Raw genomic sequence first — 22,987 nt, 5'->3', positions numbered from 1 at the left:
TTTTTTTGAATGATTAACCACCGATTTACCCCCCGTTGGTTGACGGTTTAGAAGCCTATCCTATACTTACAGTGTAGGAAGATCGATGCGGGTCGATCTTCGGAAACTCCTTGTTTTTCTAGCTGAAAGAGATTTTCCTTGTTTTCCTCTCTTTCGTTTCCCTTTTTTATAGCAAAGTAAAGAGCCTCTCCGCCAAAAGGCGGGGTATTTTTTAATGAGTAACCGAGTAATGAGCAACCGAGTAACCGAATCTCTCGGCACTCTCTATCTTGCGACGTGAGGGGCGAAGCCCCGTGCTTGCGACTTGCGACTATCTCCCTCAATCGTCATAAAGCTGATGAACCGCTCCGACACTCTCCAAAAACTCTTTGACCTTCCCCTGACCCATCTTTCTCGCATAGTCGAGGGCGGTCATACCGTATTTGTCCACCGCGTTGATCTCCGCCCCCTCTTCCATCAGGTATCGGACCATCTCCACATCATTAAAAGCCGCCGCCAGCATCAAAGGGGTCATCCCGCTTTTTCTCCGGCTCTCACTGAGACTGATACCCGCCTCTTTGCAGCGCCGCACGATATCGTGACGCCGGTATTTGATGGCGATGTCGATGGCCCCCAGCCCCTCCCGGTTGGTGAAGTTAAGATCCAATCCGGCATCGAGGAGCAAATCCAGCGCCTCGGGGCTGATCCCGCGCATAATGACATAAAAAAGCAGAGGGATCTCATCGGGATCATCCAGACCGTACTCTTCTCCGATCGTCACTTCGCCGTTCAGATCGATCTCACCGCTTGCCAGGAGCTTGCGGATCTCGACCAGATTATCCCGTTCGATCGCCTCGAGAAGCTGCCGGGTCTTTCCCGAGGGGCTCATGCGCCGCCGCCGAAGGGGTTGAGCCCGCCGAACATCCCCATCGCCTGGGATTTTTTATTGTCCTCAACCATCTTGAGCACATCGTTGATGGTGCTGATCAGGAGGATCTGCAGGGACTCTTTGTCCTCGAGCAGGGAATCATCGATGGTGATATCCACGATCTCTCCCGCTCCATTGGCGCTGACCTGCACCATTCCGCCGCCCCCTTTGGCGGTGAGGATGGTCTCTTTGGATTTCTCCTGCAGCTCTTTGGCCTTCTCCTGGAGCTGCTCCATCATTTTGCCCATATTGCTCAGATCCAAACCTTCAAACATCCCTCTTCCTTTCTACTCCAGACCCTCGAAAGCCTGGGCGATCGTATTGTCGTCGTTGAGAATCACGATTTTGGGTTGGAAGCGATCGGCCTCCTCCTCATTCATCTGGGCATAGGCGATGATGATGATCTTGTCACCCTGATGGACCTTCCGGGCAGCAGCACCGTTGAGGCAGATCTCCCGCTTGCCCGCTTCTCCCGGGATGATGTAGGTAGAGAAGCGCTCACCGTTGTTGACATTGACGATGTCCACCTTCTGTCCCACCCGCATCCCGGCAGCCTCCAGAAGCTTGCGGTCGATGGTGATGGACCCCACATAGTTGAGGTTAGCGTCGGTGACGGTCGCACGATGGATCTTGCTGTGCAGCATCGTAATCTGCATTATGCCCCTTTTTCATTTGGAAAGTAAAAGAGAAATCTGTCAGGACAAACCTCTCTTTTACTTTCTATTATAACAAAAGGGGAGGCGTGTGCTCCCTCCCGCGACGACGCTTTCCCGTCCCAAGACTGCTTAGCGCACCATCTCGGCCGGAGCGACCGGCTCTCCCCAGAACTCTTCGGGGATCACATACTCTTCGACCACTTTGCCGCCGAGGATATGCTCTTCGATGATCCGGTCGATCTTCTCTTTGTTGAGGTTGACATACATCGTATGGCCGGGTTCGACCAGCATCACCGGGCCCTGCTGGCATCGGCCGAGGCATCCGGTCTGCACCGGCTGGACCGTCCCGATGATCCCTTTCATCATCAGCTGCTGGGCAAGGTATTGGAAGAGCTGCTGGCTCTCGGGGTCATCCTGGCGCACGCAGCTGGGCTTGGGCATCCCCGGAGGGGCACTCTGCTGGCACTTGAAGATGTAGTAGGCGGGTTGAGGCATACCGGGTGTGGTCATTTGGACTCCTTTAAATCTGAGTATTTTACTCTGGTTTCAAAGGAATTTTATCATAAAATACTGAGACATTGATCCGCATCATCTCCTCGGATGTAACACCGATGTTACAATAGTATCAATGATTAAAAGGATGAAAGAATGAACTATCCCGCTTTTTTTGACCGTGCACCCGCTTTCCGCCTCTACGATCCCCTCGGGGATTTTCTCGGAGCGTTTGAGGAGGGGATCGTGGAGATCCTCTATCTCGACTGCGTCAAGCTGGCCGGCCACTCCTGCCCGACGGTCGCCGGGGCTTTTCTGATGACCTACCGTGGGATCGAAGCCCTTTACGGGACCGAAGCACTCCCGACACGGAGCGAAATCCGCATCGAGCTCCGTGAAGCCAAGAGTGAGGGGGTGACCGGGGTCATCGGCAACGTAGCCGCCTTTATCTGCGGCGCCGGGGATGAAGGGGGCTTCACCGGGATCGGCGGCCGCTTCAATCGGCAGGGCCTTCTGCACTACGGTGTGGGAGATGTGGCGGGGGACCTGCGCCTGACCCGCCTGGATACGGGTGCCTCGGTCACCCTGCAGCTGGATACTTCGGTTGTCGGAGGCTCCCCCGAGATGATGCCCCTGATGCAAAAGTCTCTCAAAGGCGAAGCCCTCCCCGAAGAGCAGCAAAAGTTCAAAGAGCTCTGGCAAGCCAGGGTCGAAGCGATGCTCACCACTCCGGAACTCTGGGACAAAATCGCCCGGATCACCGAAACACGCTAAAGGAGGAGCCATGCAGATTTCCAACTATATGACCCATGAACATCGTGCCTGTGACACGATCTTCGCCGAAGCGGAAAAAGCCGTCGCGGCCGGAGACTGGGCCGAAGCGGAACAAAAACTCCTGCAGTTCGCCAACGAAACCCTCACCCACTTCAAAAAAGAGGAAGAGGAACTCTTCCCCGCCTTCGAAGCCAAAACCGGTTCGACCGAGGGCCCCACACAGGTCATGCGATTCGAACACGAGCAGGTACGCGGCCTGCTGGGCAAAATGGGCGAAGCGGTCGAAAAGCAGGAGCGTGACACTTATCTCTCTCTGGCGGAGTCGATGATGATCCTGCTCCAGCAGCACAATATGAAAGAGGAGCAGATGCTCTACGCCATGTGCGACCGGGTACTGCCGCCCGAAGACAAAGGGCAAATCATCGAGGCGATGGAGAAGGTCGAACTGTGAAACGGGAACTGCTCGATGCCCGCAGGATGGAGCACCCCGAGCCCCTGGAAAAAGCCATCGCCATATTGCGGGAGTTGGAACGGGGGCAATACCTCTATATGCTCCACCGCAAAGAGCCGGTGCCCCTGCTGGCCCTGGCCAAGGAGCACCGGCTCAACCATCTGAGCCGGTGCAGCGAAGAGGGGGTATGGCATATTCTCATCACCCCGGACAATTCGGCGGATTTGGAGAAGCTGCTGGATCCCGAACTCGACCGGGCCCTTGTGGCCGCAGAATCGCTTTCATAACCCATACGACGGATAGGAAGATGTGATGTTTCAAAACAGCGGGCTTTCTCTGGATCAGGCTCCACCCATCTCGGTGGTGCTACGCTTTTTCCTGGCCGGATCGCTCTGGGGGATCGCCGCAGGGTTCTGGCTCCTCACCCGGGGAGCCGAAGCCCTCGATCCCGCCGCTCCGACCGCGCTGATCCTGACCCATCTCTTTACCCTGGGCGTGATGCTCTCCTTTATGCTGGGGGCGCTCTTTCAAATGCTCCCGGTGCTCGCGGGGATCGCCTTTCACGATCCGGTGAAGCTGGCGCTGCGCAGCCAATGGCCGATCCTTTTCGGGACTGTTCTCCTGCTCGTCGCCTTCGGGACGATGTCGCCACCGCTCTATCTCCTGGCGATCCTGCTTTTGGGAGCGGGGTTGCTCCCCGTCTCCTGGCGAATGCTTCGCCGCCTCCTGGAGCTTCGCAGCCACTCTCCCTCTTCCCGAGGGATGGGCTTCGCCCTCTTCGATCTCCTGCTGCTCTTCGTGGTCGGCCTCTGGATGGTGGCGATCTTTGCCGGTTGGACCCAGAGGGGAGAGCTGGGCGCTCTGCGTCAAGCCCATCTGGGACTGGGGCTTTTCGGATGGATCGCCCTGCTGATCGTCTCAGTAAGCTTCCAGGTGATCGAAATGTTCTACGTCACCCCACCCTATCCCAAAGCCTACGCCCGGATACTCCCGGCACTCATCAGCGGGGTGCTGGTCCTCGAGCTGATCGCCGCACTCTACGCACCGGGACTGATCCCCTGGTGTGAAACTCTTGTCGCTTTGGGCTTGACGGTTCACGCCCTCTTGACACTCCGCCGTCTCTCCCAGCGGCAGCGCCCTTTGGCCGATGCCACGGTCTGGTTCTGGAGAATCGGAATGGCCTCCCTCGCCCTGGCGATGCTCCTGGTGCTTGTCGGCAATTTTACAGACCTGTCAACCCCGTTCAGGCAATCAAGCTATGTGCTTTACACCGCTTTTGCCCTGAGCGTAGTCTTCGCGATGGCCTACAAGATCGTCCCTTTTCTGACCTGGTTCCATCTCAATGCCCAGGGCTACTTCAACGCCCCGATGATGCACGAAGTGATCCACCCGCGCTATGCCATGCGCCATCTCGCCATTCACCTGAGCGCACTTTTCGTCGCCCTGGTCGCCCCCTGGTCAGTCGGGGAACTTTGGCAACTATCCGGAGCACTACTAACCCTCTCCTTCGCCTGGATAGCTCTGGCCATCTACCGCGCCTGGCACAAATATATGGAGGTTCAGGCAAGCGGGGAAAGGTTTGAATTTCCGAAGATGTAGCGAGGAGGATTGTAGTCTCAAATCGCAAGCACGGGGCTTCGCCCCTCACGTCGCAAGAATAGAGTCGTGCTACGTGCTATGTGTTACGTGTTACGAATAGATTTCTCGGTTACTCGGTTATCAAATCTATCGTCTTAGATAATCCCTCAAGATCCGGGCGTGATCAAAACAGAGCCTTTCGAAAGGGATCGACTCCAGAGTGTAAATATGAGCCTCTTTGGCATCATCTCCACCCCGGGGAAGCCCGGAAGCTTCACAGACAAAGACCGCGCTGGCGGTATGGAATCTCGGGTCCCGCTTCGGATCGGAATAGATACCCAGAAGACGACGGATCCTTACCTCCAGGCCCGTCTCCTCCCGCATCTCCCGCACGCAGGCATCCTCCACACGCTCCCCAATTTCCACGAAACCACCGGGAAGCGCCAGCCCTTTCGGCTCATTTTTACGCTCGATGAGAACAATGCCTTTCAGGACTTCTCCGTCGTAAATCTCGATGATACCGTCGGTGGCCAAAAATGGAGTTTGAATCATGACTCGTTCCTCAAAAATGAAATTTTCACATTCCAATTTACTAATTAACTTACTAATAAATCAATAGTTATTAGTAATGTCTCGATCCTCACAAAGCACCCATTTTGGGGACCTGTCGGATCCTTCATTGCAAATTTTTTCTAATTTATTTGATAATTCGTTGATTAAATTACTAATTTTCGTCCTCCTTTGCTTCTCATTCATATAATCCGGCAATTTATCTGTCAACAAATCATCAATATCCTTTCTCGTCAGAAAACCATGCTGTTGGATACCCTTAACGATCAGGTCAAAGTAATATTGTTTGTCCATTCCCCGATAACGTGTATATTTCGCTTTTTCGCCTGTCGCCTGTGCCACTTTGGCGGAAATATACAGATTGGGGACTCTCCCTTCTACCAGCCCGGCAGAACGCAGCTCTTTGATTGTCTCTCGATCTACCGGAAGTTTTTTAGCAATACGATCAAGGGCAATGACGGCTTCCAGAGTCAATGAGTTGTCACGGGCCAGTAATTCTGAATAACGCTCATCCAAAATTCGTCCATAGATAGTGACCTCTACACGTTCAGGCGAAATCCGATAGTCCGGCATAGGGAAATAACGCTGCTTCATTTTGGAAAAAATTCGACGAATGCCACTTCCGATCGTATCGATCATGTTTATTTCAACCATCGCCCTGGACAGAAAAGGATTGCGATACCTCTCAGGCGGGGCATCCTGCCGAATAACATTTTCCACGCTGCCGGGAATAAACGAACCCAGATTGGAAATCACCAATCTGTCGGGGAACTCAACCACATTGATCCGACCGCCCAGTTCATAATCCTGGTGAGCTATACAGTTATGCAATGCTTCATAAATAACCCACGGATCGTATTTTTGCACTTCTTCGGGAAAAAGTTTCGACTCGGACATATAGCGGATACGGTGATTTCTGATCTTCTCGTGGACCTTCCTCGCACTGAGCAGAATCGGTAACCCAAAATGCTCATATCCCTGTTCGACCCCCTCTTCATCTTTCAAAACCCAGCTAATCTGCGGGACTGCCGGAGCCAAAAGGTGGCTCGACTCCTCTTTTCCAAGCAGCAGCAATGCCGCCCGGGTCAATCGACCGCCGATCGCCAGTTTCGCTTTGTTGAGAAAGGTTGCATCATCCCACCCTTCTACTTCCAAAGCAAGTCCGGGATGTTTCGTTTTGTACTCTTCCCGTGCCACTGTAATCGCTTCTTGTGAAAGGTCATCGATGGATGCTTCTTCCACAATCGCCATACTCCAATCGTCCGCAATGCCCATCGGTTCAGCGAGAATAACCCGCTCCCGTTCCTGTGTCAGTCCGATGAGACTCTCTCCATTGCGCTGCCACGCCTTTTTATGCGCATAGACCGGTTTGCGGGGACAATGCCGCGGGACATGAAGCACCCAGACCTTTTTTTCTGTATCGGAAGTGATATATTCATCAACCGAAAGCCTCTCCGTACTCAGATTGGTGCAAAGTTCGCAGAGGCGCTGAGGGAGCCGTTGGGGAGTCAAATCGCTCGTATCGTCGATTCCCACGATTTGTGAGAGCCCGTCTTTGACGCCGATTAGCAAAATCCCCCCTTCCATATTGGCCAAGGCCGAAACATAACTGACTATATCTTTCCCCGCATTGTTGGCCAGCGCATGGCGCAGACGACTGAACTCTTTGTGCTCACATTTTTCGTCTTCCGTTCCGCAGAGCTGTTTTAGATAAGCCAGGAGTTCCGTTTCATTCATCCGCTATCTTCCTTCCTCTTGCAAACTACGTTCAACGATCCCGATCTCCTCATCGCTCAGCCCATACAGCTCATAAACCATCCGGTCGATCCGAGCTTCGAGCTCATCCGTGGCTTCGCCGGATTTTTTCTTTTCGATGATCTGATTGACCAATTTATCGAATACCTGCGTATCTTCCGGCACAAATAGAGGCACTTTCATAAATTGATTTTTGTCAATCTGCAACAGCTCTCCATTGTGTTTAAGTCGTTCCTGCATATAGAAATAGATCAATTTGGAGTTGAGTAGTGCTGCTATATATTTGAGATCCACCCGTTCTGATTTGATAAAGAAAAGGTTTCTGGAACCATAAAAAGACTCTTCAGTGTATGTAAAATTTCTTCCATGTGTGCGGGCGGCGAATGCAATTTTAGGACCTTTCATGAAGAAAGACTCATCCCTTTCTCTATGAAGAAAAAAATATGGTTTGTTAGGAGTTTTGTATTTTTCTTTTTTTTCTTTTAAAAGTGTCTTATTTTTCTCAAAGAAGGCCTTAATATTTGGGTAATCATCAATCGTTCCATAAAAATTTTTTGCGCTAATATAAAAAATATACTTCTCACTCGGTGGCGTATAGTATCTTTGTGTGTTGGTATGAAAGTTTCTCAAATAGGACTTTTCGTCACCAGAAAAGTTATCAAGCATGCCCTCATCAACGATAAAGGCTTTGTCCGGCCCACCTATGATGCCTTGAATGATCTCCTTTTTGGGCTCGAATTCAAAATTTTTATGTGCATCGATTTTATTCAGTATCTTTTCGTGAAGATCGGATGAAAATTTGAGATTCTCGTTTTCATTGAATACTCTTGGGATCTCTTTGATGCCATAGGCAACTTCTCCTTGATGATCTTGAGGTAACCCCTCATTCAAGATTGAAGCTATCCGTTCAAGGGGTAAGCTTTTTGTAAATTTTATAAAGTGTATTTGATGTTTTTCGACTTTATGTTTTTGCAATAAAAATATCATCGTCTGTTGACTGGCTTCTTCAAAAACCATATTGGGACCGAAATCAATGATATTCAATATCTCAGTATTGTCATAGATTTTACGGCGCATCTTCGAAGCCGCGCTACTCTCAAGCCACTGGTTTTTGGCGATAAAGCTGATATAACCATCATCACGAATCAAGTCAACCGCACGGCAGGCAAACAAATGCCATATATCCGTTTTCCCTTGATAACATTCGGTCTTATGAAGCCCTTCGAAAACTTTTTTATTTTCATCTTCAAGAATATAGGGTGGGTTCGCAAGTATCGCATCGAATCCCAAAAAGTTCCCCTCTTCATCCAAAACTTCGGGAAACTCGAAGCGCCACTCGAAAGCGTTTTCATAGATGCGTCCCGCACGGATCTCCTCGATCAGGGCATAGGCATCTTTGAGCTCTTTGAGCATCTCTTCGCGCTTTTCGATTCCTTCTGAGTCGATCTCATCGTCGAAGAGCCGCCCGTGCCGCCCAAAGTTGAAATCCAAAGCGTCCAACTGCATCTCTCGGCTCAACCCTTCGAACCCGAATTCCCTGACATACTCGTAGAGAAGCTTTTTATATCGCTTCGTCTGCTTCCACTGCTCCTGAAGCGTCAGGCCGAACATCGCTTTGATCTCTTCGATGACCTGCTGCATCTGCGCCTTGGTGGTCTCGAAGGCTCCTTCCTTGTATTCGCGCACCAGCGCCTTGTACTCTTCGATCTTGTGGCGGATATTGGGGATCGTGATCTCGTCGTGCAGGCCGTATCGGCTCACCAGCGAGTTGCCCACTTTGATATTGATATCGATATTGGGCATCGTCACCAATCGTCCGTTGCGGTCGTAATAGCTGTGTTTGAGCAGCTCGATCCAGAGACGCAGCCGCGCAATCTGCGCGGCGTTGGGGTTGATATCGACACCAAAGAGGGAGTTTTCGATAATCTTTTTCTTCTCTTCGAAAATGGCCTTCTGTATCCGCCCCTTTTCCCGGGAGTTACTTCGATACCCAAAGAGCTCCCCCTCATCATCCCTGATAATCAGCTCGTCGTTTTTCACCTCCAGCGTATAGTCTTTGATCCGCCGTCCCTCGGCATCGAAGAGAATACGCAGCCTGCTTTTGATCTCGAGAATCGTATTGAGTACGGAAACGAGGAAATGGCCGCTTCCCACCGCCGGATCGCAGATCGTCAAACTGTCGATAATCTCGTTGGCCTCTTTTTTGTCTTCGATCCTGTCGTCAAGCTCATCCAGATTCTTGCACGACCACCCCTTCAAACGGTTGAATTTCTCAATCACCGCTCTTTCGATCGTTTCGCGGGACATATACATTGTCACAAAGCTCGGTGTGTAGTAGCTTCCCTCACGATAACCGTTGAGCTTTTCGAAGATCAGCCCCAATACCGCGGCGTTGATGAGTGTCTTGTTCTGTGTGACAATCTCTTCGCCTCCTTCGCTTGCGAAATCGTAGGCATCGAGAAACTCGAAAAGATACTGAAGCATATCGGCAGTACCCTTTCTGCGCCTTCCGTCTGTATCTTTGAGCACCGTCTTCGGATAGTAGGGCAGTTCGCAGTGGTCTTCGAGGGTGGATATGTCGATATAGCGCTTCTCTACAGGCGAGATTTCAAAGAGTGACGAATTGAGAAAGGGAATCTGCGGATACTCTTTGTGACTCCTCTTCTCTTGTGGGCGAGCGAGAATATCGAAAAAGAAGATCTTCAGGCGGTCGAAGTCTTCGATAGTATGGATATTAAGAAATCTATAACGCTCTTCGCCGCCATTCCACCGTAGAAGCTGAGCCTCCAGAAGCTTCAAAAACAAAATCCGGTTGATCCAGATAATATTGAGCCGAAGCACAGTTTCAAAATCCGAGGGGTATCCGGCATATTTGAGATTGCGGGCCGTATTTTCATACAAAGAGGCCATTTGGGGATGCCGAGCCCGGGAGATAATCTTTTTGCCTTTCTCTTTGTGCTCTTCGAGCCCCATAATATAGAGCAATTCGTTGTAAAACTCTTTATTGAGGGTATTGGCGTCATTGGGATTGAAACTCTTTAAGAGCATCTCTTTGGAGAAGAGTTTATACAGAGCGGCGTTTTGCCTTTCGCTTCTCGGATCTCTCAAATCAAAGCAGGCCGCCTCGATCTCCTGATCCTCTACCAGATTCTTCTGCATAGAAATGATCTCTTCTGAAAGCATCTGATAGAAATCCTCCGTCCTGCTCCCCAAAAGAGAAGAATTTTCAACGCTTTTGAAAATCTTCCTTACCCTTTTGTTTTGCCAAAAAAGCCGCTCAAACTCTTTGGCATCGAAAACGAACCAGCGGTAAAAGTCTGTGATGACAATATGGTAAATAGCTCGATTACCCTGTGCCCGCTCCCGCATAAAATAGAGCACCGCCTCGTGAAAAGCTTTTCTGTTAATCTCTAAGGGGCTAATCATCCCGGAAGAACCGGGAGCCTTCGCTTCGATAATAACCGCAGGCTTATTCTCCTGGATCAAAGCCAAATCTATACCGCTTTGGCCCTTCTGCGAATAGCTCTGCGCCACATAACCCAGGGACTCGAAGAACGGTTTGAGCGCATTGGAAACAATATTGGGCTCGGACTGCTGAGCCGTCAACTGTTGTTTCGTTTTTTCCAGATAATTATGAAGAGCATTTTCAAACTTTTCAAGTTCAGAACTTGTAATAGTTTGTTTGGAGTAAAGCGGTGAGAGGTATTGACGAGGTTTGAGGCATTTGATTTTCAGCATAGAGGCTCCGCGTATTAATCTGAGTAGATTTTATCGCAGGCAAACCTACAGGAGCATTAGTGTAACCTAGCGTTGTGTCCCTTGCTTTTCAAGAATCTGTCGCACCACTTCCCTATCGTCGAAAGGGTGCTTGACCCCGGCGATCTCCTGGGTACTCTCATCCCCTTTGCCCAGGATCAAAAGGATCTCATCCTCCTGGAGCTCATCGATGGCACGTTCAATCGCTTCACGTCGATCCACGATGGCCCGGACGCCTTCTTTGCCTTTGAGGCCCTGGAGGATCTCGGCGATGATCGCTTCGGGATCTTCACTGCGGGGATTGTCACTGGTGACGTAGATTTTCTTGGCAAAACGCCCGGCCACGGCTCCCATCCGGGGGCGCTTGCCACGGTCCCGGTCTCCTCCCGCACCGAAGACAACGACTAGATCCTTATCCTTGAGACTGTCGAGGACCCGATACATCCCGTCGTCGGTATGGGCGAAATCGACGATGATCGTCGGCTTGGCACTTACGACTTCCATCCGACCGCTGACCCCGCCGAAATTCTCCACCACATCGCAGATCTCCGCCAAGGGCCGATCGGTCAGGAGTTTGACCGAGGCGATGGCCGCCAGGAGGTTGTAGAGGTTGAAAAGCCCCATCATATTTGAGAAAAAGGCTTCCTGCTCCTGCCGGAATTGAACGACCGCACTGATTCCATTCTGCAGGGAATAGGCCAGGACTTTGAAAGTGGCGGGCTCCTCTACACCGTAGGTGTAGGCATTCTTGGGATTGAAAGTAATGCTTTTGATCTCGTCTTTGTTCAGGAGTTTGAGGGAGTCGTCGGAAAAGAAAAGGCTTTTGACCCGGCGATACTCTTCGAGGGTCCCGTGGTAATCCAAATGATCCCGAGTGACATTGGTGTGGACCTTGAGGGCAAAATCCAATCCTTCGATCCGATCCTGGTCGATGGCGTGAGAGCTCACTTCCATCACGAAATATTCCGCTCCGGCCTCCTTGGCCCGTTTCATATTCCAGAGGGTCTCCAGGATCGAAGGGGTGGTCATATGCTTCTCTTCGATGGGACGATCGTCGACAAAGAGCCCTCGCGTCCCCTGCAGCGCCGCCGAATACCCCAGGTCGATCAGCAAAGAGTAGATCAGGGCCGTCGTGGTGGTTTTGCCGTTGGTGCCGGTGACACCGATCACCTTCATATCCTTCAGGCCCCAGCGATCGATCAACTCTTCCGGCGTCAGCGTTTTGATCTCGGCAGTGAGTTCACCGCGATAAGGGGCATTCTGTGCTGTCGCCAGAAGCGCCCGGCCTTCTTTCAATTCCCGGGTATTGTCGGTGATTTCACCAAACCCCTCCTCTTCGATAGGAACAATCACTGTTTTCCTTCTCTGACCAAATGATAGAGCCCATAGATCTCCTGATCCGGCCCGAAGCTCTCCGACAGAGAGTCGAGATAGCCCAGGGCCATCTCACGGTACCCCGCCTCGACGAGCCGCTTGATGAAGTCGATAAACTCTTCACGACTGCGGATCACGACTCGTGTGGAGAACATAATGTCTTCAAAAGCCTCTTTGAAGCTTCCCTTCTCTTCGATGAGTGAAAGGAAATCACTGTAGCGGATCCCCTCTTCCAGTGCGACCTCTTCCAGGGTGCCCAAAAGCTTCTCCTGGATCACGACACGCGTGGCGTAAATCGCCTGCATCAACTCGTCGATGAGCTTGTCGGCATCTTCGTTGGAATCTTTGATCGCCTGGTAGTAGTCGAAGAGCGCCTGGGCATCCTCATCGCTCTCCAGACCCATATCGCTCAAAAAGACTCCGATCCTGGCATCCTTGAGCTGCGGATAATCGGTCAGGAGCAGACTATAGATCTTCAATGCATTATCGTAATCGCTTTTTAAAAATTGTTCTTCGGCACGTTGCAATAATACTTGTTTGTTTGTCATTGTACCTCTCTTTTCACTATTAAATTATTGTAGCATAAGCTCATATTCATATAAGCATATTTATGGGGAAATAGATGGGACTTAAGTTGCATAAATGGAGGTAAAATTTGGAAATGTGGTACGCCCATGAGGATTCGAACCTCAGACCTTCGGAACCGGAATCCGACGCTCTATCCAGCTGAGCTATGGGCGCATCCGTGAAGCGAATGCCGGAATTTCTCCGGCATTATAGCAAAAATCAGACCAGTTCGATAATTGCCATTTCCGCAGCGTCACCGCGGCGGACACGGGTCTTGATGATCCGGGTGTAACCGCCCGGACGCTCTTTGTATTCGGGAGCGATCTCTTCGACCAGTTTCTTGGTGCTCTGCTTATCCTGAAGCTGAGCGAAGACCGCGCGGTGAGCGTTGAAGTCACCGGCAGATGCTTTGCTGATCAGCTTCTCGTAATATTTCCGCAGCTCTTTGGCTTTGGGCAGTGTGGTCTCGATACGTCCGTGCTCCGTCAGCGCGATGGCCAGGTTTTTCAGGAGGGCGGCACGATGCTGAGACTTGCGCCCCAGTTTGCGATATCCATGTCTATGTCTCATGGCTGTCCTTTTTTATTCTTTTAATTGTGCGATTTTCTTGGTCAAGGCCGCACGGGTCTCTTCGTCCATCTCATAATCGGGACCGAACCCATGCTCCGCCAGAACTTCCTGAATCTCATCCAGGGATTTCTTCCCCAGGTTTTTGATCTCTTTGAGCTCATTCTCACTCATGAGGACCAGCTCGCCGAGGTATTTGATCCCGGCGCGATCGAGGGAGTTGAAGCTCCGGGCACCGAGTCCCAAAGCGTCAACGGGAACCAGGAAAGGTTTGAGCTCGCTGTTTTCAGCGGAGTTTCCGCTGCTACGCTCCAGATCGAGGTTCATCACTTCACCGAAGACGGACATCTGCTTGTGCATCGTCTCCAGGGCGTTGGCGAAAGCCGCAACCGGCGAAATCTGCCCATCGGTCTCGATTTCGAAGACGATCTTTTCGTAGTCAGGGTTGTCTTCGACCAGAACGTTTTCGATCGCGTAATTCGCCTTTCTAACCGGAGTGAAAAAGGCATCCAGAGCGATCGCGTCCCCATCGACCTCCTCTTGAAGATCTTCGCTGGGAACATAACCGATCCCTTTGGCGATCTCCAGGGTGAAGGTGAGTTCTCCGTCTTCGTTGAGGGTAGCCAGAGGCTGGTCGGGGTTGACCACTTCGACCTGATCATTGTTGAGATCTCCGGCAACCACTTCTCTGGGACCCTTGAAACTGTAGCTGACTACAGCGCGGTCCAGGCCCTCTTTGATCTTGAAACGAATGTTCTTGAGATGAATGATGAAGACGGCGATGTCTTCATGCATTCCACGAATGGAATCGAACTCATGGGCCGCCCCTTCGATCTTGACCGAAATGGGAGCGTAACCGATCGAGCTTCCCAGCAAAAGCCGTCGAAGCGGGTGCGCCAGAGTGACGGCATATCCGCTTTCGAAGGGATAGGCTATCACCTGCGCCCGGGTATCGCTGATCTCGTTGATTTCTACCTCGCTGGGCAGAAAAGGCGCTGTTTTAATTTTTCTCATAAGCCAGCCTTTGCTATTTTTACTTGGAGTAAAGCTCGACGATCAAACGCTCTTCAACCGGGATAGAGATCTCTTCTCTTTCAGGAATACGGGTAAAGATTCCGAACAGCTTCTCTTTATCGACATCGACCCACTCGACGATACCGGTCTGGTTGGTGAGTTCGACGGAACGTTGGATCTGGGGGTTGTTTTTACTCTTCTCCCGGATCTCGATCTTCTGACCGGGTTTGACCCGGTAGGAAGGAATGTCGACTCGCTTGCCGTCGACCAGAACGTGACCGTGGTTGACCAGCTGGCGTGCAAAAGCACGGGTGGTCGCGAAGCCCATGCGGTAAACCACGTTGTCCAGACGCTGCTCGAGGAGCTGGATCAAAAGCTCACCGGTGTTTCCTTCGAGGCGGTTCGCCTCCTGGAAAATGGAACGGAACTGCTTTTCGCTGACTCCGTACATAAACTTGGCCTTCTGCTTCTCACGAAGCTGCAGACCGTATTCGCTGATCTTCGTGCGGCGCTGTCCGTGCTGTCCGGGAGGATAGGGACGCTTCTCCAGCGCACTCTTTCCGGCCAGGCGACGCTCGCCCTTCAGGCCGAGATCGACTCCAAGTCTTCGCTCCAGTTTTTCTCTGGGACCTCTATATCTTGCCATTGCTTTACCTTTTGACTTTATTCTTTTGTGTTAATCAGAAACGTGTGCTCTATCCGAACGGCCGATTAGACGCGGCGCTTTTTCGGAGGGCGGCATCCGTTATGAGGCAACGGCGTGATATCCTTGAACCAGATCACGCGGATTCCCTCGATCGCACCGACGGACTTGACAGCGGTATCCCGACCGGAACCGGGTCCCTGGACTTTGATCCCTACCTCTTTGATTCCGTACTCTTTGGCTTTGCTCATGGCATCTTCGACCGCCTGCTGCGCTGCATAGGGAGTCGATTTTTTGCTTCCCTTGAATCCAAGCGCACCGGCGCTGCTCCAGGTCAGGACATTTCCCATCTCGTCGGTTACGGTGATCACAGTGTTGTTAAACGTTGCTGCGATGTAGACAACACCCCGAGCGACACTCTTTTTAATTTTTTTCTTGGCCATACTCTACTGCTCCTTATGCTGAACCGACAGTTTTACGCTTGCCCTTGCGGGTCCGGGCGTTTGTCTTAGTCTTTTGTCCGCGTACCGGCAGACCTCTACGGTGACGAAGACCACGGTAGTTTCCGAGGTCCATCAGGGTTTTGATATCCATCATGACCTTCTTGCGAAGATCCCCTTCCACCATATAGTGTTCCTGGATCTCTTTACGGATGGTTGCCGCTTCGGCATCGGTCAGCTCGTAGACACGCTTGTCGTAGCTGATGCCGGTGGCATCCAGGATTTTGCGGGAACTGGTCAAGCCGATTCCGTAGATATAGGTCAGCGCATATTCCATACGCTTGTTTTTAGGCAAATCAACACCTGCGATACGTGCCATGCTTATCCTTGTCTCTGTTTATGCTTGGGATTTTTGCAAATCACTCTGACGACGCCTTTGCGCTTAATGATTTTGCAATCATCGCACATCTTTTTGACCGAGGGTCTAACCTTCATAGGGTTCTCCTGTTCTGTTTTGCACCTTGATGTCGCGTGGTCCGTTGAGAAACTCTACGAACCAACCCTTAGCGAAGCGGTGCCACCTCGATAAAGGTTCTTCACGCAGTCCCGACCGACTCTACAATAGTATATGCAGAATTTCGGGGGACGTGATTTTACCAAATTTATATTTTGATTTGACTTAAATTTCCCGAAAAGCCGGAAAGCCCTTCAGGACGGCAGAGAGGAGCTGCCTATTTGTAACGGAAGGTAATCCGCCCTTTGTCGAGGCTGTAGGGGGTCAGTTCTACCTTGACACGATCACCGGGTAGAATCTTGATGTAGTGCATCCGCATCTTGCCGGCGATATGACAGAGCACCACGTGCCCGTTGTCAAGTTCCACACGGAAGGTGGCATTGGGCAGGGCTTCGATCACTTTGCCGTCAATTTCGATTACATCATCTTTCGCCAAGTTTCGATCCTTTTTTTCTTGGTTTATCTGCCCTTCGGGCACACCTGATACCGCCGCAGCGGAGCCAGGTGTGACCGGGAGGAATCAGGGAAGGGTGAGAATCACCGCTTTCCCGTCCACGACCGCCACCTGATGTTCATAGTGGCTTCCGCGAAGTCCGTCTTCACTCACAACCGACCAGCCGTCTTCGAGAACCACCGGTTCGCCGCTTTGTTGACAAACCATCGGTTCCAGACAGAAGACCATCCCGTTTTTTATCTTGGGCCCCTGTTTGGGCTTTCCTTCAAGATAATTGAGAATGTTGGGCTCATCGTGGGGTGTGGTCCCGATCCCGTGTCCACAGTAGTTTCGCAGGGGCACGTAACCTCTGGAAGTGATACTCTCTTCCAGGATCGCACTGAGCTCTTTGAAGCGCATACCGGGCCGAATCGCGTCGATCGCTTCGTAAAGCGCTTCACGGGAGCAATCGATCAGACGCTGATCCTCTTCAGAGATTTTGCCGACGGGCATCGTGATGGCGGCATCGCCGTAATAGCCTTCCAGCTTCGTGCCGATATCCAGCCCGAGAATATCCCCTTCCTGGACCTTGTAGTCGGTGGGGATACCGTGGATAACGACTTCGTTGACGGAAGTGCAGACGGCGGCAGGGAAGCCGTAGAGCCCTTTGAACGAGGGTTCGGCTCCCTGCTTCCGCAGAAACTCTTCACCCAGGGCATCGATCTCTTTGAGACTCATACCGGGCTCGACAATCGATTCGAGGTATGCCAGGGTCTGTCCGACAATCGCCCCCGCACGGCGCAGCGTTTCGATCTCCCGGGGTTTACGAAGAGGAATCGCCATCAGAGACCTACGTTACCCAGGGTTTCGTACTGCGCCATGGTCCGCTGAGCTTCGATCTTACGCATGGTATCCAGGGCGACCTGCACGACGATCAGAACCGCCGTTCCTCCGAAATAGAAGGAGGCACCCAGTGCGTTGATCAAAATGAAAGGCACCGTCGAGATGATGGCCAGATAGAGCGAACCCCAAACGGTCAATTTACTGGCGACATCCATCAAGAAGGCGGCCGTCTGCTCTCCGGGGCGCACTCCAGGAATGAAGCCGCCCTGGCGTTTGAGGTTCTCGGCAATATCCTTGGCATTGAAGGCGATCGATGCATAGAAGAATGCAAAAAAGATGATCAAGATGAACATTAGGGCGTTAAACAGGAAGCCGCCGGGATGCAACAGATCCGCCACCATCGTCACCCACTTGTTGGTGCTCGCCTGAAGCAGGGTCAGGGGGAACATCAAAACCGCGCTGGCGAAGATGGGAGGAATGACACCCGAGAGGTTGACACGAATGGGGATGTAGTTCATCACCCGCTTGTGCTGATTCTGCATAATCGTCTTGCGCGAATAGCTGATGGGGATCCGACGCTCACCCAGTTCCACATAGATGATCACCAGAATGGTGGCAACCATAATCGCCAGAATCGCCAGAACCACCAGGAAGTTCATCGTACCGGAGTTGACGGCGGCGATGGTAGTCCCGATGGCGGCGGGAATACCGGAGACAATACCCGCAAAGATGATCAGCGAGATCCCGTTACCCACGCCCTTCTGAGTGATCTGTTCACCGAACCACATCAGCAGCATCGTTCCCGCCAACATCGAAAAGACCGCGAGAATCACGAAGTGAGTAGGATCAATCATGATCGCACTCTGTCCCCCGGCTCCCTTCATCGCCTGCAATCCCATAGAGACCCCGATCGCCTGGACTACGGTAATGAAGATGGTCCCGTAACGGATGATCTGCATATATTTCTGCATTCCGTCGCGCTCTTTCTTCATCTGTCCCAATGCGGGGAAGGTGGCGGCGAGCAGTTCCATAACAATGGCAGCAGTAATGTAGGGCATGATTCCGAGGGAGATGATGGACATACGGCGAATAGCGTTGCCGCTGAACATGTTGGCGAGGCCCAGGGCGTTGTTGGTGTTCTGATCGAAGAAGTGTTTGATCACTTCCAGGTCAACGCCCGGGATGGGGATGTATGCTAAAACTCGGTAAGCAAAAAGGAATCCAAGAGTAATCAGGATCTTCTGAGTCAAAGCATTTCCCATGATTACTTCCTGCTGGTAGTTACAGCATCATCCTTGATCTTGGCGGCGAGCTCTTTGGCTCCCGTGCCGATAAGTTTAACGCGTGTGACGTTTTTGCCCAGCTTATGGACACCACGGATCGTTTCGAGGGTGATCTCTTCGAGCTCGGCGATCGCTTTGATGCGGTCGACGTTGATCACGTAGGGCTTCTCCACTTTGGAGACGAAGCCCACTTTGGGCAGACGCTTATAAAGCGGCTGCTGTCCACCCTCGAATCCGCGCTTGCGGCTGTATCCGGTCCGGGACTTCTGTCCCTTTTGACCGCGTCCGGCAGTTTTTCCCGTACCGGAACCCTGACCGCGGCCGACGCGCTTCTTACTGTGTGTCGAGCCGGGGGCCGGCTGTAGATTGTGCAAACCCATAACTGCTCCTTAACCTTTGATTCTGGCCAACGCTTCGATCGTGCAGCGTACCAGGTTGTTGGGGTTATTCGACCCGATCGATTTGGCGATGATATCTTTGATGCCGGAGAGTTCGATGACGGGACGTGCCGCACCACCGGCGATGGCACCGGTACCTTCACTCGCCGGGCGCAGGACGATCCGGCTGGCATTGTACTTGTGCTCGATATCGTGAGCGATGGTCGTTCCCTTGATCCCCTTGATCTTCACCAGGTTCTTGAAGGCGTCATCGACGGCCTTTTTGATCGCATCGGGAACCTCTTTGGCTTTACCGTATCCGTATCCGATGGTCCCGTTACGGTCACCGACGACAACCAGGGCGGTAAAACGGAAACGGCGTCCACCTTTGACAACCTTGGTTACCCGTCCGATGTTGACGACAACCTCTTCGAAATCTTCTCTATTGATATTTTCCATATTACGCGTCCTTAAAACTTGATCCCGGCGTCGCGAAGCGCATCCGCGAAGGAAGCGACAACACCGTGATAGAGATATCCGTTACGATCGAAAACGATCTGCTCAATCTGCGCGGCCTTGAGTTTTTCGGCCAGATCCGCGGCGACTTTCTTGGCATCCTCTCTGGTAGCCTTCAGACCCAGTTTGCGTCCGTCGGCATAAGCGAGCGTATGCCCGCGGTCATCATCGATCGCCTGAGCGTAGAAGTGCTTGTTGGAGCGGAAAACCGTCACACGGGGCAACTCGGCCGTTCCATGGATCTTGCCGCGGACACGACGCTTGCGCTGTGTGTACATTTTATTCTTTTTTTTCTGAATACTTTTCAACATCTCAACGCTCCTTACTTACCTGCCGCTTTACCGGCTTTTCTGATGATCACTTCGTCGGTATACTTGACACCCTTGCCTTTGTAAGGCTCAGGCGGGCGGAATCCGCGGATCTCGGCAGCGACCTGTCCGACCTGCTGCTTGTCGGTTCCGCTGACAGTGATGATGTTCTTCTCCACCTTGATATCGATTCCCTCGGGAATCTCATAGTTGACGGGGTGGGAGAAGCCCAGCTGAAGCTCCAGAACCTTGCCGTTGACGTTGGCACGGTAACCGACTCCGTTGATCTCCAGGGACTTTTTGAATCCCTTGTCCAGGCCGATAACGATGTTGTTAAACAGAGAGCGGTAGGTTCCCCAGAAGGCGGAAGCCTCCTTGCTCTCATCCTTGCGGGTAAAGACAACTTCATTGTCTTTGACTTCAACATTCACACGGCCATGGGTCTCCAGGCGCTTTTCCAGGTTGCCTTTTTTGGCGACCAACTCGGTTCCTTCGACTTTGACTTCGATCCCGGAAGGGATGCTGACGGGTACTTTTCCTACGCGTGACATGCTATCCCTCCTTACCAGATGCTGCAGATGACTTCGCCACCGCGGCCCTGCTTGTAAGCTTCGTCATTGGGAAGCACGCCGGCGCTGGTGGATACGATCAGCGTTCCGTAACCGTTCTTGAAGCGCTTGATCTCCTCTTTGCTCTTGTAGATCCGACGACCGGGCTTGGAGATCTTTTTGATCTCGTTGATCACACTGTGACCGTTGTCATCGTACTTGAGCACTACTTTGATGGATTTTTTGTTGCCATCTTCCTCGACCGAATAACTCTCCAGATATCCCTTGTCTACCAGAATAGAAACGATTGCCTCAATCATCTTGGAGTGGAGAAGTTCGGTCGTCTCCAGCCGGCGTTGTGCAGCATTTCTTATTCGAGTAAGAGAATCTGCAATATTGTCTGTCATCATCTTTTACTCCTTCTTACCAGCTTGCTTTGCGCATGCCGGGGATCTGACCCTCTGAGGCCATCTTTCTCAAACAAATCCGGCAAATCCCGAAATCTCTGTAGACAGAGTGGGGACGGCCGCAGATGTTACAGCGGGTGTATGCCTGAACCGCAAACTTGGGCTTGCGCTTCTGCTTGGCGATCATCGATTTCTTAGCCATTACTTTCTTCCTTTCGCAAACGGCATGCCCAGCTTCTCCAGCAGGACAAATGCTTCTTTGTCATCGTCGGTGCTGGTGACGATGGTGATGTTCATCCCGTGGGTCTTCATGATCTGATCATAGACCACCTCGGGGAACATCAGCTGCTCGTCCAGACCGAAGTTGTAGTTACCGCGTCCGTCGAAGCCCTTGCGGGGAACACCCCGGAAGTCCTTCACCCGGGGAAGGGCGATGGAGATGAGCTTGTCGAGGAAGTTGTACATATTCTCACCGCGGAGGGTCACTTTGATTCCGCTGGGAGCGCCTTCACGGGCCTTGAATCCGGCGACGGATTTCTTGGCCAGGGTGATGACGGCATGCTGACCGGCGATCAGGCTGATGGTGTCGGCCATATTCTGGATCAGTTTGCTGTCCTTGCCCTCTTCACCGGCTCCGACGCTGATGACGATCTTCTCGAGCTTGGGAGTCTGCATGACATTCTTGATCTGCAGCTCTTCGCGAAGCTCGGGAACGATGGAGCGATATTTTTCTTTCATTCTGCTCATGATCAGCCCTCCACTTTCTTGACATTGGAGATATGGATGGGCATCTCTTTGTTGATGAAACCACCCTCTTTGTTCTCTTCGCTGGGCTTGACCGCTTTGCGTGCGATCTTGCATCCGGCAACGATGACGGCGTCTTTCTTGGGGAGAACTTTCAGAACCTCTCCCGTCTTGCCTTTGTCATCACCGGCGATGATCATGACCTGATCACCTTTTTTGATGTTGAATTTCTTTGCCATTACCATACCTCCGGCGCGAGCGATACGATTTTCATAAAGCCCGCATAACGTGTTTCACGGCTCACCGGCCCGAAGATACGGGTACCGATGGGCTCTTTTTTGTCATCGATGATTACGGCGGCGTTGTCGTCGAAACGAATCAGGGATCCGTTTTCACGCTGGATCTCTTTTTTGGTCCGAACGACAACCGCTTTGACCACCTTACCCTTCTTCACTTTACCGTTGGGAAGGGCTTTTTTGACCGAGGCGACGATGACGTCACCGACGCTGGCGTACCGGCGCTTGGAACCACCCAGCACTTTGATACACATGATCTCCTTGGCGCCGCTGTTGTCCGCGACGTTCAGGCGGGTAAAACTCTGAATCATTAGCCCTCTCCTCTCTCAACGATTTCGAGAAGACGGAACGCTTTGTTCTTGGAAAGGGGCCGGCACTCGATGGCGCTGACCGTATCTCCCACATTCGCTTCGTTCCGCTCGTCGTGAACCAGATATTTTTTGAAACGCTTGACTGTCTTGTGGTAGCGGGGGTGCAAAACCTTGCGCTCCACCAGGACCGTAGCGGTTTTATCACCGGCCTTTTTGATGACCGTTCCTGAAATTACTCTTTTCGGCATGCTACACCCTTTACTTGGATCTCGCGGCGTTGAGCGCCGTCATAATTCTGGCGACATCTTTTTTGGCCGCTCTCAGCTCACTGGTATTGGTCAGCTGCATCGTCTTGAGCTTCGCCCGGAGGGTGAAGACTTCCATTTTTTTCTCTCGGAGCATCGTTTCGAGTTCTTCGACACTCTTGTCCTGCAGATCAGTATATTTCATTGCTCTCTTCCCTTGAAATGATTTTCGTCTTGAAAGGAAGCTTGTGGCAGGCCAGGGTCAACGCTTCGCGAGCCAGGTCTTCCTGAACGCCCGCCATTTCGAAAATGATCCGGCCGGGTTTGATATTCATTACCCACTTTTCAACGGCTCCCTTACCTTTACCCATCCGGGTTTCCAGAGGCTTCTTGGTCAGAGGCTTGTCGGGGAAGACCCGGATCCAGGTTTTACCGGTACGGTTGACCCGGCGGGTCATCGCGATACGTGCCGCTTCGATCTGCCGGGAGTCGATCCGACCCGCTTCGGTGGCCTTGATGGCGAATTCACCGAATTCAATGCGGTTACCGCGGAAGGATTTACCGCGGTTGCGGCCCTTCTGCTGCTTTCTCCACTTGGTACGTTTGGGCATCAACATA

34 protein-coding genes and 1 tRNA gene are annotated in these 22,987 nt (G+C 52.0%); 4 read left to right on the top strand and 31 right to left on the bottom strand.

Features of this window, described 5'->3' with window-relative positions; all coding sequences use genetic code 11:
* Positions 1-319: 319 nt before the first annotated feature.
* From NITSA_RS00730 to NITSA_RS00715, 4 genes are all read right to left on the bottom strand, one after another.
* Positions 320-868 carry an ankyrin repeat domain-containing protein gene (locus NITSA_RS00730; RefSeq protein WP_013553107.1) on the bottom strand — a complete coding sequence of 183 codons (549 nt, stop codon included), beginning with the start codon at positions 866-868 and terminating at the stop codon, positions 320-322.
* Positions 865-1,182, bottom strand: a complete 318-nt coding sequence (locus NITSA_RS00725) for a YbaB/EbfC family nucleoid-associated protein (protein WP_013553106.1) — start codon at positions 1,180-1,182, stop codon at positions 865-867. Before NITSA_RS00725 ends, NITSA_RS00730 begins: the two co-directional genes overlap by 4 nt.
* A 12-nt stretch (positions 1,183-1,194) precedes the next feature.
* Positions 1,195-1,563 carry an aspartate 1-decarboxylase gene (gene panD / locus NITSA_RS00720; protein ID WP_013553105.1) on the bottom strand — a complete coding sequence of 123 codons (369 nt, stop codon included), beginning with the start codon at positions 1,561-1,563 and terminating at the stop codon, positions 1,195-1,197.
* Between the two features lie 129 nt (positions 1,564-1,692).
* Positions 1,693-2,073 (bottom strand): (2Fe-2S) ferredoxin domain-containing protein, encoded by a 381-nt coding sequence (locus NITSA_RS00715; RefSeq protein WP_013553104.1) that lies wholly within the window; start codon positions 2,071-2,073, stop codon positions 1,693-1,695.
* Positions 2,074-2,211: 138 nt separating this feature from the next.
* Between NITSA_RS00715 and NITSA_RS00710 the strand changes: the two genes are divergently transcribed.
* From NITSA_RS00710 to NITSA_RS00695, 4 genes are read left to right on the top strand one after another with little or no spacing between them, the layout of a single operon-like run.
* Complete coding sequence (locus NITSA_RS00710; RefSeq protein WP_013553103.1) at positions 2,212-2,829, top strand: hypothetical protein; 618 nt, start codon at positions 2,212-2,214, stop codon at positions 2,827-2,829.
* Positions 2,830-2,839: 10 nt separating this feature from the next.
* Positions 2,840-3,280, top strand: a complete 441-nt coding sequence (locus NITSA_RS00705) for a hemerythrin domain-containing protein (protein ID WP_013553102.1) — start codon at positions 2,840-2,842, stop codon at positions 3,278-3,280.
* Entirely contained in the window at positions 3,277-3,567 is a 291-nt protein-coding gene (locus NITSA_RS00700) for a DUF2249 domain-containing protein (RefSeq protein WP_013553101.1), read from the top strand. Before NITSA_RS00705 ends, NITSA_RS00700 begins: the two co-directional genes overlap by 4 nt.
* A 25-nt stretch (positions 3,568-3,592) precedes the next feature.
* The gene (locus tag NITSA_RS00695) at positions 3,593-4,879 is read left to right on the top strand and encodes a hypothetical protein (protein WP_013553100.1); all 1,287 of its coding nucleotides are present in this window, start codon (positions 3,593-3,595) and stop codon (positions 4,877-4,879) included.
* 126 nt (positions 4,880-5,005) lie between these two features.
* Here NITSA_RS00695 and NITSA_RS00690 read toward each other — a convergent pair whose 3' ends face one another.
* The 27 genes from NITSA_RS00690 to rplP all read right to left on the bottom strand — a co-directional run bounded on the left by NITSA_RS00690 (position 5,006) and on the right by rplP (position 22,986).
* A complete protein-coding gene (locus tag NITSA_RS00690; protein WP_013553099.1) occupies positions 5,006-5,410 on the bottom strand; it encodes an NUDIX domain-containing protein in 405 nt (134 codons plus the stop codon).
* A gap of 60 nt (positions 5,411-5,470) precedes the next feature.
* Positions 5,471-7,165, bottom strand: a complete 1,695-nt coding sequence (locus tag NITSA_RS00685) for an ATP-binding protein (RefSeq protein ID WP_013553098.1) — start codon at positions 7,163-7,165, stop codon at positions 5,471-5,473.
* Between the two features lie 3 nt (positions 7,166-7,168).
* Positions 7,169-10,921, bottom strand: coding sequence for a type IIG restriction enzyme/methyltransferase (locus NITSA_RS00680; RefSeq protein ID WP_013553097.1), 3,753 nt, complete (start codon positions 10,919-10,921; stop codon positions 7,169-7,171).
* A 66-nt stretch (positions 10,922-10,987) separates the two neighbouring features.
* Positions 10,988-12,292 (bottom strand): UDP-N-acetylmuramoyl-L-alanyl-D-glutamate--2,6-diaminopimelate ligase, encoded by a 1,305-nt coding sequence (locus tag NITSA_RS00675; protein WP_013553096.1) that lies wholly within the window; start codon positions 12,290-12,292, stop codon positions 10,988-10,990.
* On the bottom strand, positions 12,289-12,861 hold the full coding sequence (locus NITSA_RS00670) for a hypothetical protein (protein WP_013553095.1): 573 nt from the start codon (positions 12,859-12,861) through the stop codon (positions 12,289-12,291). The genes NITSA_RS00675 and NITSA_RS00670 overlap by 4 nt, the downstream gene beginning before the upstream one ends.
* A 116-nt stretch (positions 12,862-12,977) precedes the next feature.
* Positions 12,978-13,054, bottom strand: a tRNA-Arg gene (locus tag NITSA_RS00665).
* Positions 13,055-13,099: 45 nt separating this feature from the next.
* Positions 13,100-13,450: a 50S ribosomal protein L17 gene (gene rplQ, locus NITSA_RS00660; RefSeq protein WP_013553094.1), complete on the bottom strand. Its 351-nt coding sequence runs from the start codon at positions 13,448-13,450 to the stop codon at positions 13,100-13,102.
* A 12-nt stretch (positions 13,451-13,462) separates the two neighbouring features.
* Positions 13,463-14,461 carry a DNA-directed RNA polymerase subunit alpha gene (locus NITSA_RS00655; RefSeq protein WP_013553093.1) on the bottom strand — a complete coding sequence of 333 codons (999 nt, stop codon included), beginning with the start codon at positions 14,459-14,461 and terminating at the stop codon, positions 13,463-13,465.
* A 19-nt stretch (positions 14,462-14,480) separates the two neighbouring features.
* Positions 14,481-15,107 carry a 30S ribosomal protein S4 gene (rpsD, locus tag NITSA_RS00650; protein ID WP_013553092.1) on the bottom strand — a complete coding sequence of 209 codons (627 nt, stop codon included), beginning with the start codon at positions 15,105-15,107 and terminating at the stop codon, positions 14,481-14,483.
* A gap of 65 nt (positions 15,108-15,172) precedes the next feature.
* Entirely contained in the window at positions 15,173-15,547 is a 375-nt protein-coding gene (rpsK, locus tag NITSA_RS00645) for a 30S ribosomal protein S11 (protein ID WP_013553091.1), read from the bottom strand.
* A gap of 13 nt (positions 15,548-15,560) precedes the next feature.
* Complete coding sequence (gene rpsM / locus NITSA_RS00640) at positions 15,561-15,923, bottom strand: 30S ribosomal protein S13 (RefSeq protein ID WP_013553090.1); 363 nt, start codon at positions 15,921-15,923, stop codon at positions 15,561-15,563.
* A 2-nt stretch (positions 15,924-15,925) separates the two neighbouring features.
* Positions 15,926-16,039 (bottom strand): 50S ribosomal protein L36, encoded by a 114-nt coding sequence (gene rpmJ, locus NITSA_RS00635; protein ID WP_013553089.1) that lies wholly within the window; start codon positions 16,037-16,039, stop codon positions 15,926-15,928.
* A gap of 236 nt (positions 16,040-16,275) precedes the next feature.
* Positions 16,276-16,494, bottom strand: a complete 219-nt coding sequence (gene infA / locus NITSA_RS00630; RefSeq protein ID WP_013553088.1) for a translation initiation factor IF-1 — start codon at positions 16,492-16,494, stop codon at positions 16,276-16,278.
* A gap of 84 nt (positions 16,495-16,578) precedes the next feature.
* Positions 16,579-17,334 carry a type I methionyl aminopeptidase gene (gene map / locus NITSA_RS00625; RefSeq protein ID WP_013553087.1) on the bottom strand — a complete coding sequence of 252 codons (756 nt, stop codon included), beginning with the start codon at positions 17,332-17,334 and terminating at the stop codon, positions 16,579-16,581.
* Entirely contained in the window at positions 17,334-18,596 is a 1,263-nt protein-coding gene (gene secY / locus NITSA_RS00620) for a preprotein translocase subunit SecY (protein WP_013553086.1), read from the bottom strand. Before secY ends, map begins: the two co-directional genes overlap by 1 nt.
* A 2-nt stretch (positions 18,597-18,598) precedes the next feature.
* Positions 18,599-18,997 (bottom strand): 50S ribosomal protein L15, encoded by a 399-nt coding sequence (gene rplO, locus NITSA_RS00615; RefSeq protein ID WP_013553085.1) that lies wholly within the window; start codon positions 18,995-18,997, stop codon positions 18,599-18,601.
* 9 nt (positions 18,998-19,006) lie between these two features.
* The gene (rpsE, locus tag NITSA_RS00610) at positions 19,007-19,453 is read right to left on the bottom strand and encodes a 30S ribosomal protein S5 (protein ID WP_013553084.1); all 447 of its coding nucleotides are present in this window, start codon (positions 19,451-19,453) and stop codon (positions 19,007-19,009) included.
* Positions 19,454-19,464: 11 nt separating this feature from the next.
* Positions 19,465-19,821, bottom strand: coding sequence for a 50S ribosomal protein L18 (gene rplR, locus NITSA_RS00605; RefSeq protein WP_013553083.1), 357 nt, complete (start codon positions 19,819-19,821; stop codon positions 19,465-19,467).
* Positions 19,822-19,832: 11 nt separating this feature from the next.
* Positions 19,833-20,369, bottom strand: a complete 537-nt coding sequence (gene rplF / locus NITSA_RS00600) for a 50S ribosomal protein L6 (protein WP_013553082.1) — start codon at positions 20,367-20,369, stop codon at positions 19,833-19,835.
* Between the two features lie 11 nt (positions 20,370-20,380).
* Positions 20,381-20,776 carry a 30S ribosomal protein S8 gene (rpsH, locus tag NITSA_RS00595; protein ID WP_013553081.1) on the bottom strand — a complete coding sequence of 132 codons (396 nt, stop codon included), beginning with the start codon at positions 20,774-20,776 and terminating at the stop codon, positions 20,381-20,383.
* Between the two features lie 13 nt (positions 20,777-20,789).
* The gene (locus NITSA_RS00590; RefSeq protein ID WP_013553080.1) at positions 20,790-20,975 is read right to left on the bottom strand and encodes a type Z 30S ribosomal protein S14; all 186 of its coding nucleotides are present in this window, start codon (positions 20,973-20,975) and stop codon (positions 20,790-20,792) included.
* Positions 20,975-21,520, bottom strand: a complete 546-nt coding sequence (rplE, locus tag NITSA_RS00585; protein WP_013553079.1) for a 50S ribosomal protein L5 — start codon at positions 21,518-21,520, stop codon at positions 20,975-20,977. The genes NITSA_RS00590 and rplE overlap by 1 nt, the downstream gene beginning before the upstream one ends.
* A 2-nt stretch (positions 21,521-21,522) precedes the next feature.
* Positions 21,523-21,756, bottom strand: coding sequence for a 50S ribosomal protein L24 (gene rplX / locus NITSA_RS00580; protein ID WP_013553078.1), 234 nt, complete (start codon positions 21,754-21,756; stop codon positions 21,523-21,525).
* Complete coding sequence (rplN, locus tag NITSA_RS00575) at positions 21,756-22,124, bottom strand: 50S ribosomal protein L14 (RefSeq protein WP_013553077.1); 369 nt, start codon at positions 22,122-22,124, stop codon at positions 21,756-21,758. Before rplN ends, rplX begins: the two co-directional genes overlap by 1 nt.
* The gene (gene rpsQ, locus NITSA_RS00570; RefSeq protein ID WP_013553076.1) at positions 22,124-22,372 is read right to left on the bottom strand and encodes a 30S ribosomal protein S17; all 249 of its coding nucleotides are present in this window, start codon (positions 22,370-22,372) and stop codon (positions 22,124-22,126) included. Before rpsQ ends, rplN begins: the two co-directional genes overlap by 1 nt.
* 10 nt (positions 22,373-22,382) lie before the next feature.
* Complete coding sequence (gene rpmC / locus NITSA_RS00565) at positions 22,383-22,574, bottom strand: 50S ribosomal protein L29 (RefSeq protein WP_013553075.1); 192 nt, start codon at positions 22,572-22,574, stop codon at positions 22,383-22,385.
* Entirely contained in the window at positions 22,561-22,986 is a 426-nt protein-coding gene (gene rplP, locus NITSA_RS00560) for a 50S ribosomal protein L16 (RefSeq protein ID WP_013553074.1), read from the bottom strand. The genes rpmC and rplP overlap by 14 nt, the downstream gene beginning before the upstream one ends.
* Position 22,987 lies beyond the last annotated feature (1 nt).

The organism is Nitratifractor salsuginis DSM 16511, from assembly GCF_000186245.1.
Taxonomy (GTDB): domain Bacteria; phylum Campylobacterota; class Campylobacteria; order Campylobacterales; family Sulfurovaceae; genus Nitratifractor; species Nitratifractor salsuginis.
Note: the sequence above shows the minus strand (reverse complement) of the source record. Positions and strands in the feature narration are given on the sequence as shown.

Excerpts from the sequence above, each read along its gene's own strand:
- NITSA_RS00730 (WP_013553107.1), bottom strand. The coding sequence starts at position 868 with ATGAGCCCCTCGGGAAAGACCCGGCAGCTTCTCGAGGCGATCGAACGG.
- NITSA_RS00725 (WP_013553106.1), bottom strand. The coding sequence starts at position 1,182 with ATGTTTGAAGGTTTGGATCTGAGCAATATGGGCAAAATGATGGAGCAG.
- panD (WP_013553105.1), bottom strand. The coding sequence starts at position 1,563 with ATGCAGATTACGATGCTGCACAGCAAGATCCATCGTGCGACCGTCACC.
- NITSA_RS00715 (WP_013553104.1), bottom strand. The coding sequence starts at position 2,073 with ATGACCACACCCGGTATGCCTCAACCCGCCTACTACATCTTCAAGTGC.
- NITSA_RS00710 (WP_013553103.1), top strand. The coding sequence starts at position 2,212 with ATGAACTATCCCGCTTTTTTTGACCGTGCACCCGCTTTCCGCCTCTAC.
- NITSA_RS00705 (WP_013553102.1), top strand. The coding sequence starts at position 2,840 with ATGCAGATTTCCAACTATATGACCCATGAACATCGTGCCTGTGACACG.
- NITSA_RS00695 (WP_013553100.1), top strand. The coding sequence starts at position 3,593 with ATGTTTCAAAACAGCGGGCTTTCTCTGGATCAGGCTCCACCCATCTCG.
- NITSA_RS00690 (WP_013553099.1), bottom strand. The coding sequence starts at position 5,410 with ATGATTCAAACTCCATTTTTGGCCACCGACGGTATCATCGAGATTTAC.
- NITSA_RS00685 (WP_013553098.1), bottom strand. The coding sequence starts at position 7,165 with ATGAATGAAACGGAACTCCTGGCTTATCTAAAACAGCTCTGCGGAACG.
- NITSA_RS00680 (WP_013553097.1), bottom strand. The coding sequence starts at position 10,921 with ATGCTGAAAATCAAATGCCTCAAACCTCGTCAATACCTCTCACCGCTT.
- NITSA_RS00670 (WP_013553095.1), bottom strand. The coding sequence starts at position 12,861 with ATGACAAACAAACAAGTATTATTGCAACGTGCCGAAGAACAATTTTTA.
- rplQ (WP_013553094.1), bottom strand. The coding sequence starts at position 13,450 with ATGAGACATAGACATGGATATCGCAAACTGGGGCGCAAGTCTCAGCAT.
- NITSA_RS00655 (WP_013553093.1), bottom strand. The coding sequence starts at position 14,461 with ATGAGAAAAATTAAAACAGCGCCTTTTCTGCCCAGCGAGGTAGAAATC.
- rpsD (WP_013553092.1), bottom strand. The coding sequence starts at position 15,107 with ATGGCAAGATATAGAGGTCCCAGAGAAAAACTGGAGCGAAGACTTGGA.
- rpsK (WP_013553091.1), bottom strand. The coding sequence starts at position 15,547 with ATGGCCAAGAAAAAAATTAAAAAGAGTGTCGCTCGGGGTGTTGTCTAC.
- rpsM (WP_013553090.1), bottom strand. The coding sequence starts at position 15,923 with ATGGCACGTATCGCAGGTGTTGATTTGCCTAAAAACAAGCGTATGGAA.
- rpmJ (WP_013553089.1), bottom strand. The coding sequence starts at position 16,039 with ATGAAGGTTAGACCCTCGGTCAAAAAGATGTGCGATGATTGCAAAATC.
- map (WP_013553087.1), bottom strand. The coding sequence starts at position 17,334 with ATGGCGATTCCTCTTCGTAAACCCCGGGAGATCGAAACGCTGCGCCGT.
- secY (WP_013553086.1), bottom strand. The coding sequence starts at position 18,596 with ATGGGAAATGCTTTGACTCAGAAGATCCTGATTACTCTTGGATTCCTT.
- rplO (WP_013553085.1), bottom strand. The coding sequence starts at position 18,997 with ATGGGTTTGCACAATCTACAGCCGGCCCCCGGCTCGACACACAGTAAG.
- rpsE (WP_013553084.1), bottom strand. The coding sequence starts at position 19,453 with ATGGAAAATATCAATAGAGAAGATTTCGAAGAGGTTGTCGTCAACATC.
- rplR (WP_013553083.1), bottom strand. The coding sequence starts at position 19,821 with ATGTTGAAAAGTATTCAGAAAAAAAAGAATAAAATGTACACACAGCGC.
- rplF (WP_013553082.1), bottom strand. The coding sequence starts at position 20,369 with ATGTCACGCGTAGGAAAAGTACCCGTCAGCATCCCTTCCGGGATCGAA.
- rpsH (WP_013553081.1), bottom strand. The coding sequence starts at position 20,776 with ATGATGACAGACAATATTGCAGATTCTCTTACTCGAATAAGAAATGCT.
- NITSA_RS00590 (WP_013553080.1), bottom strand. The coding sequence starts at position 20,975 with ATGGCTAAGAAATCGATGATCGCCAAGCAGAAGCGCAAGCCCAAGTTT.
- rplE (WP_013553079.1), bottom strand. The coding sequence starts at position 21,520 with ATGAGCAGAATGAAAGAAAAATATCGCTCCATCGTTCCCGAGCTTCGC.
- rplX (WP_013553078.1), bottom strand. The coding sequence starts at position 21,756 with ATGGCAAAGAAATTCAACATCAAAAAAGGTGATCAGGTCATGATCATC.
- rplN (WP_013553077.1), bottom strand. The coding sequence starts at position 22,124 with ATGATTCAGAGTTTTACCCGCCTGAACGTCGCGGACAACAGCGGCGCC.
- rpsQ (WP_013553076.1), bottom strand. The coding sequence starts at position 22,372 with ATGCCGAAAAGAGTAATTTCAGGAACGGTCATCAAAAAGGCCGGTGAT.
- rpmC (WP_013553075.1), bottom strand. The coding sequence starts at position 22,574 with ATGAAATATACTGATCTGCAGGACAAGAGTGTCGAAGAACTCGAAACG.
- rplP (WP_013553074.1), bottom strand. The coding sequence starts at position 22,986 with ATGTTGATGCCCAAACGTACCAAGTGGAGAAAGCAGCAGAAGGGCCGC.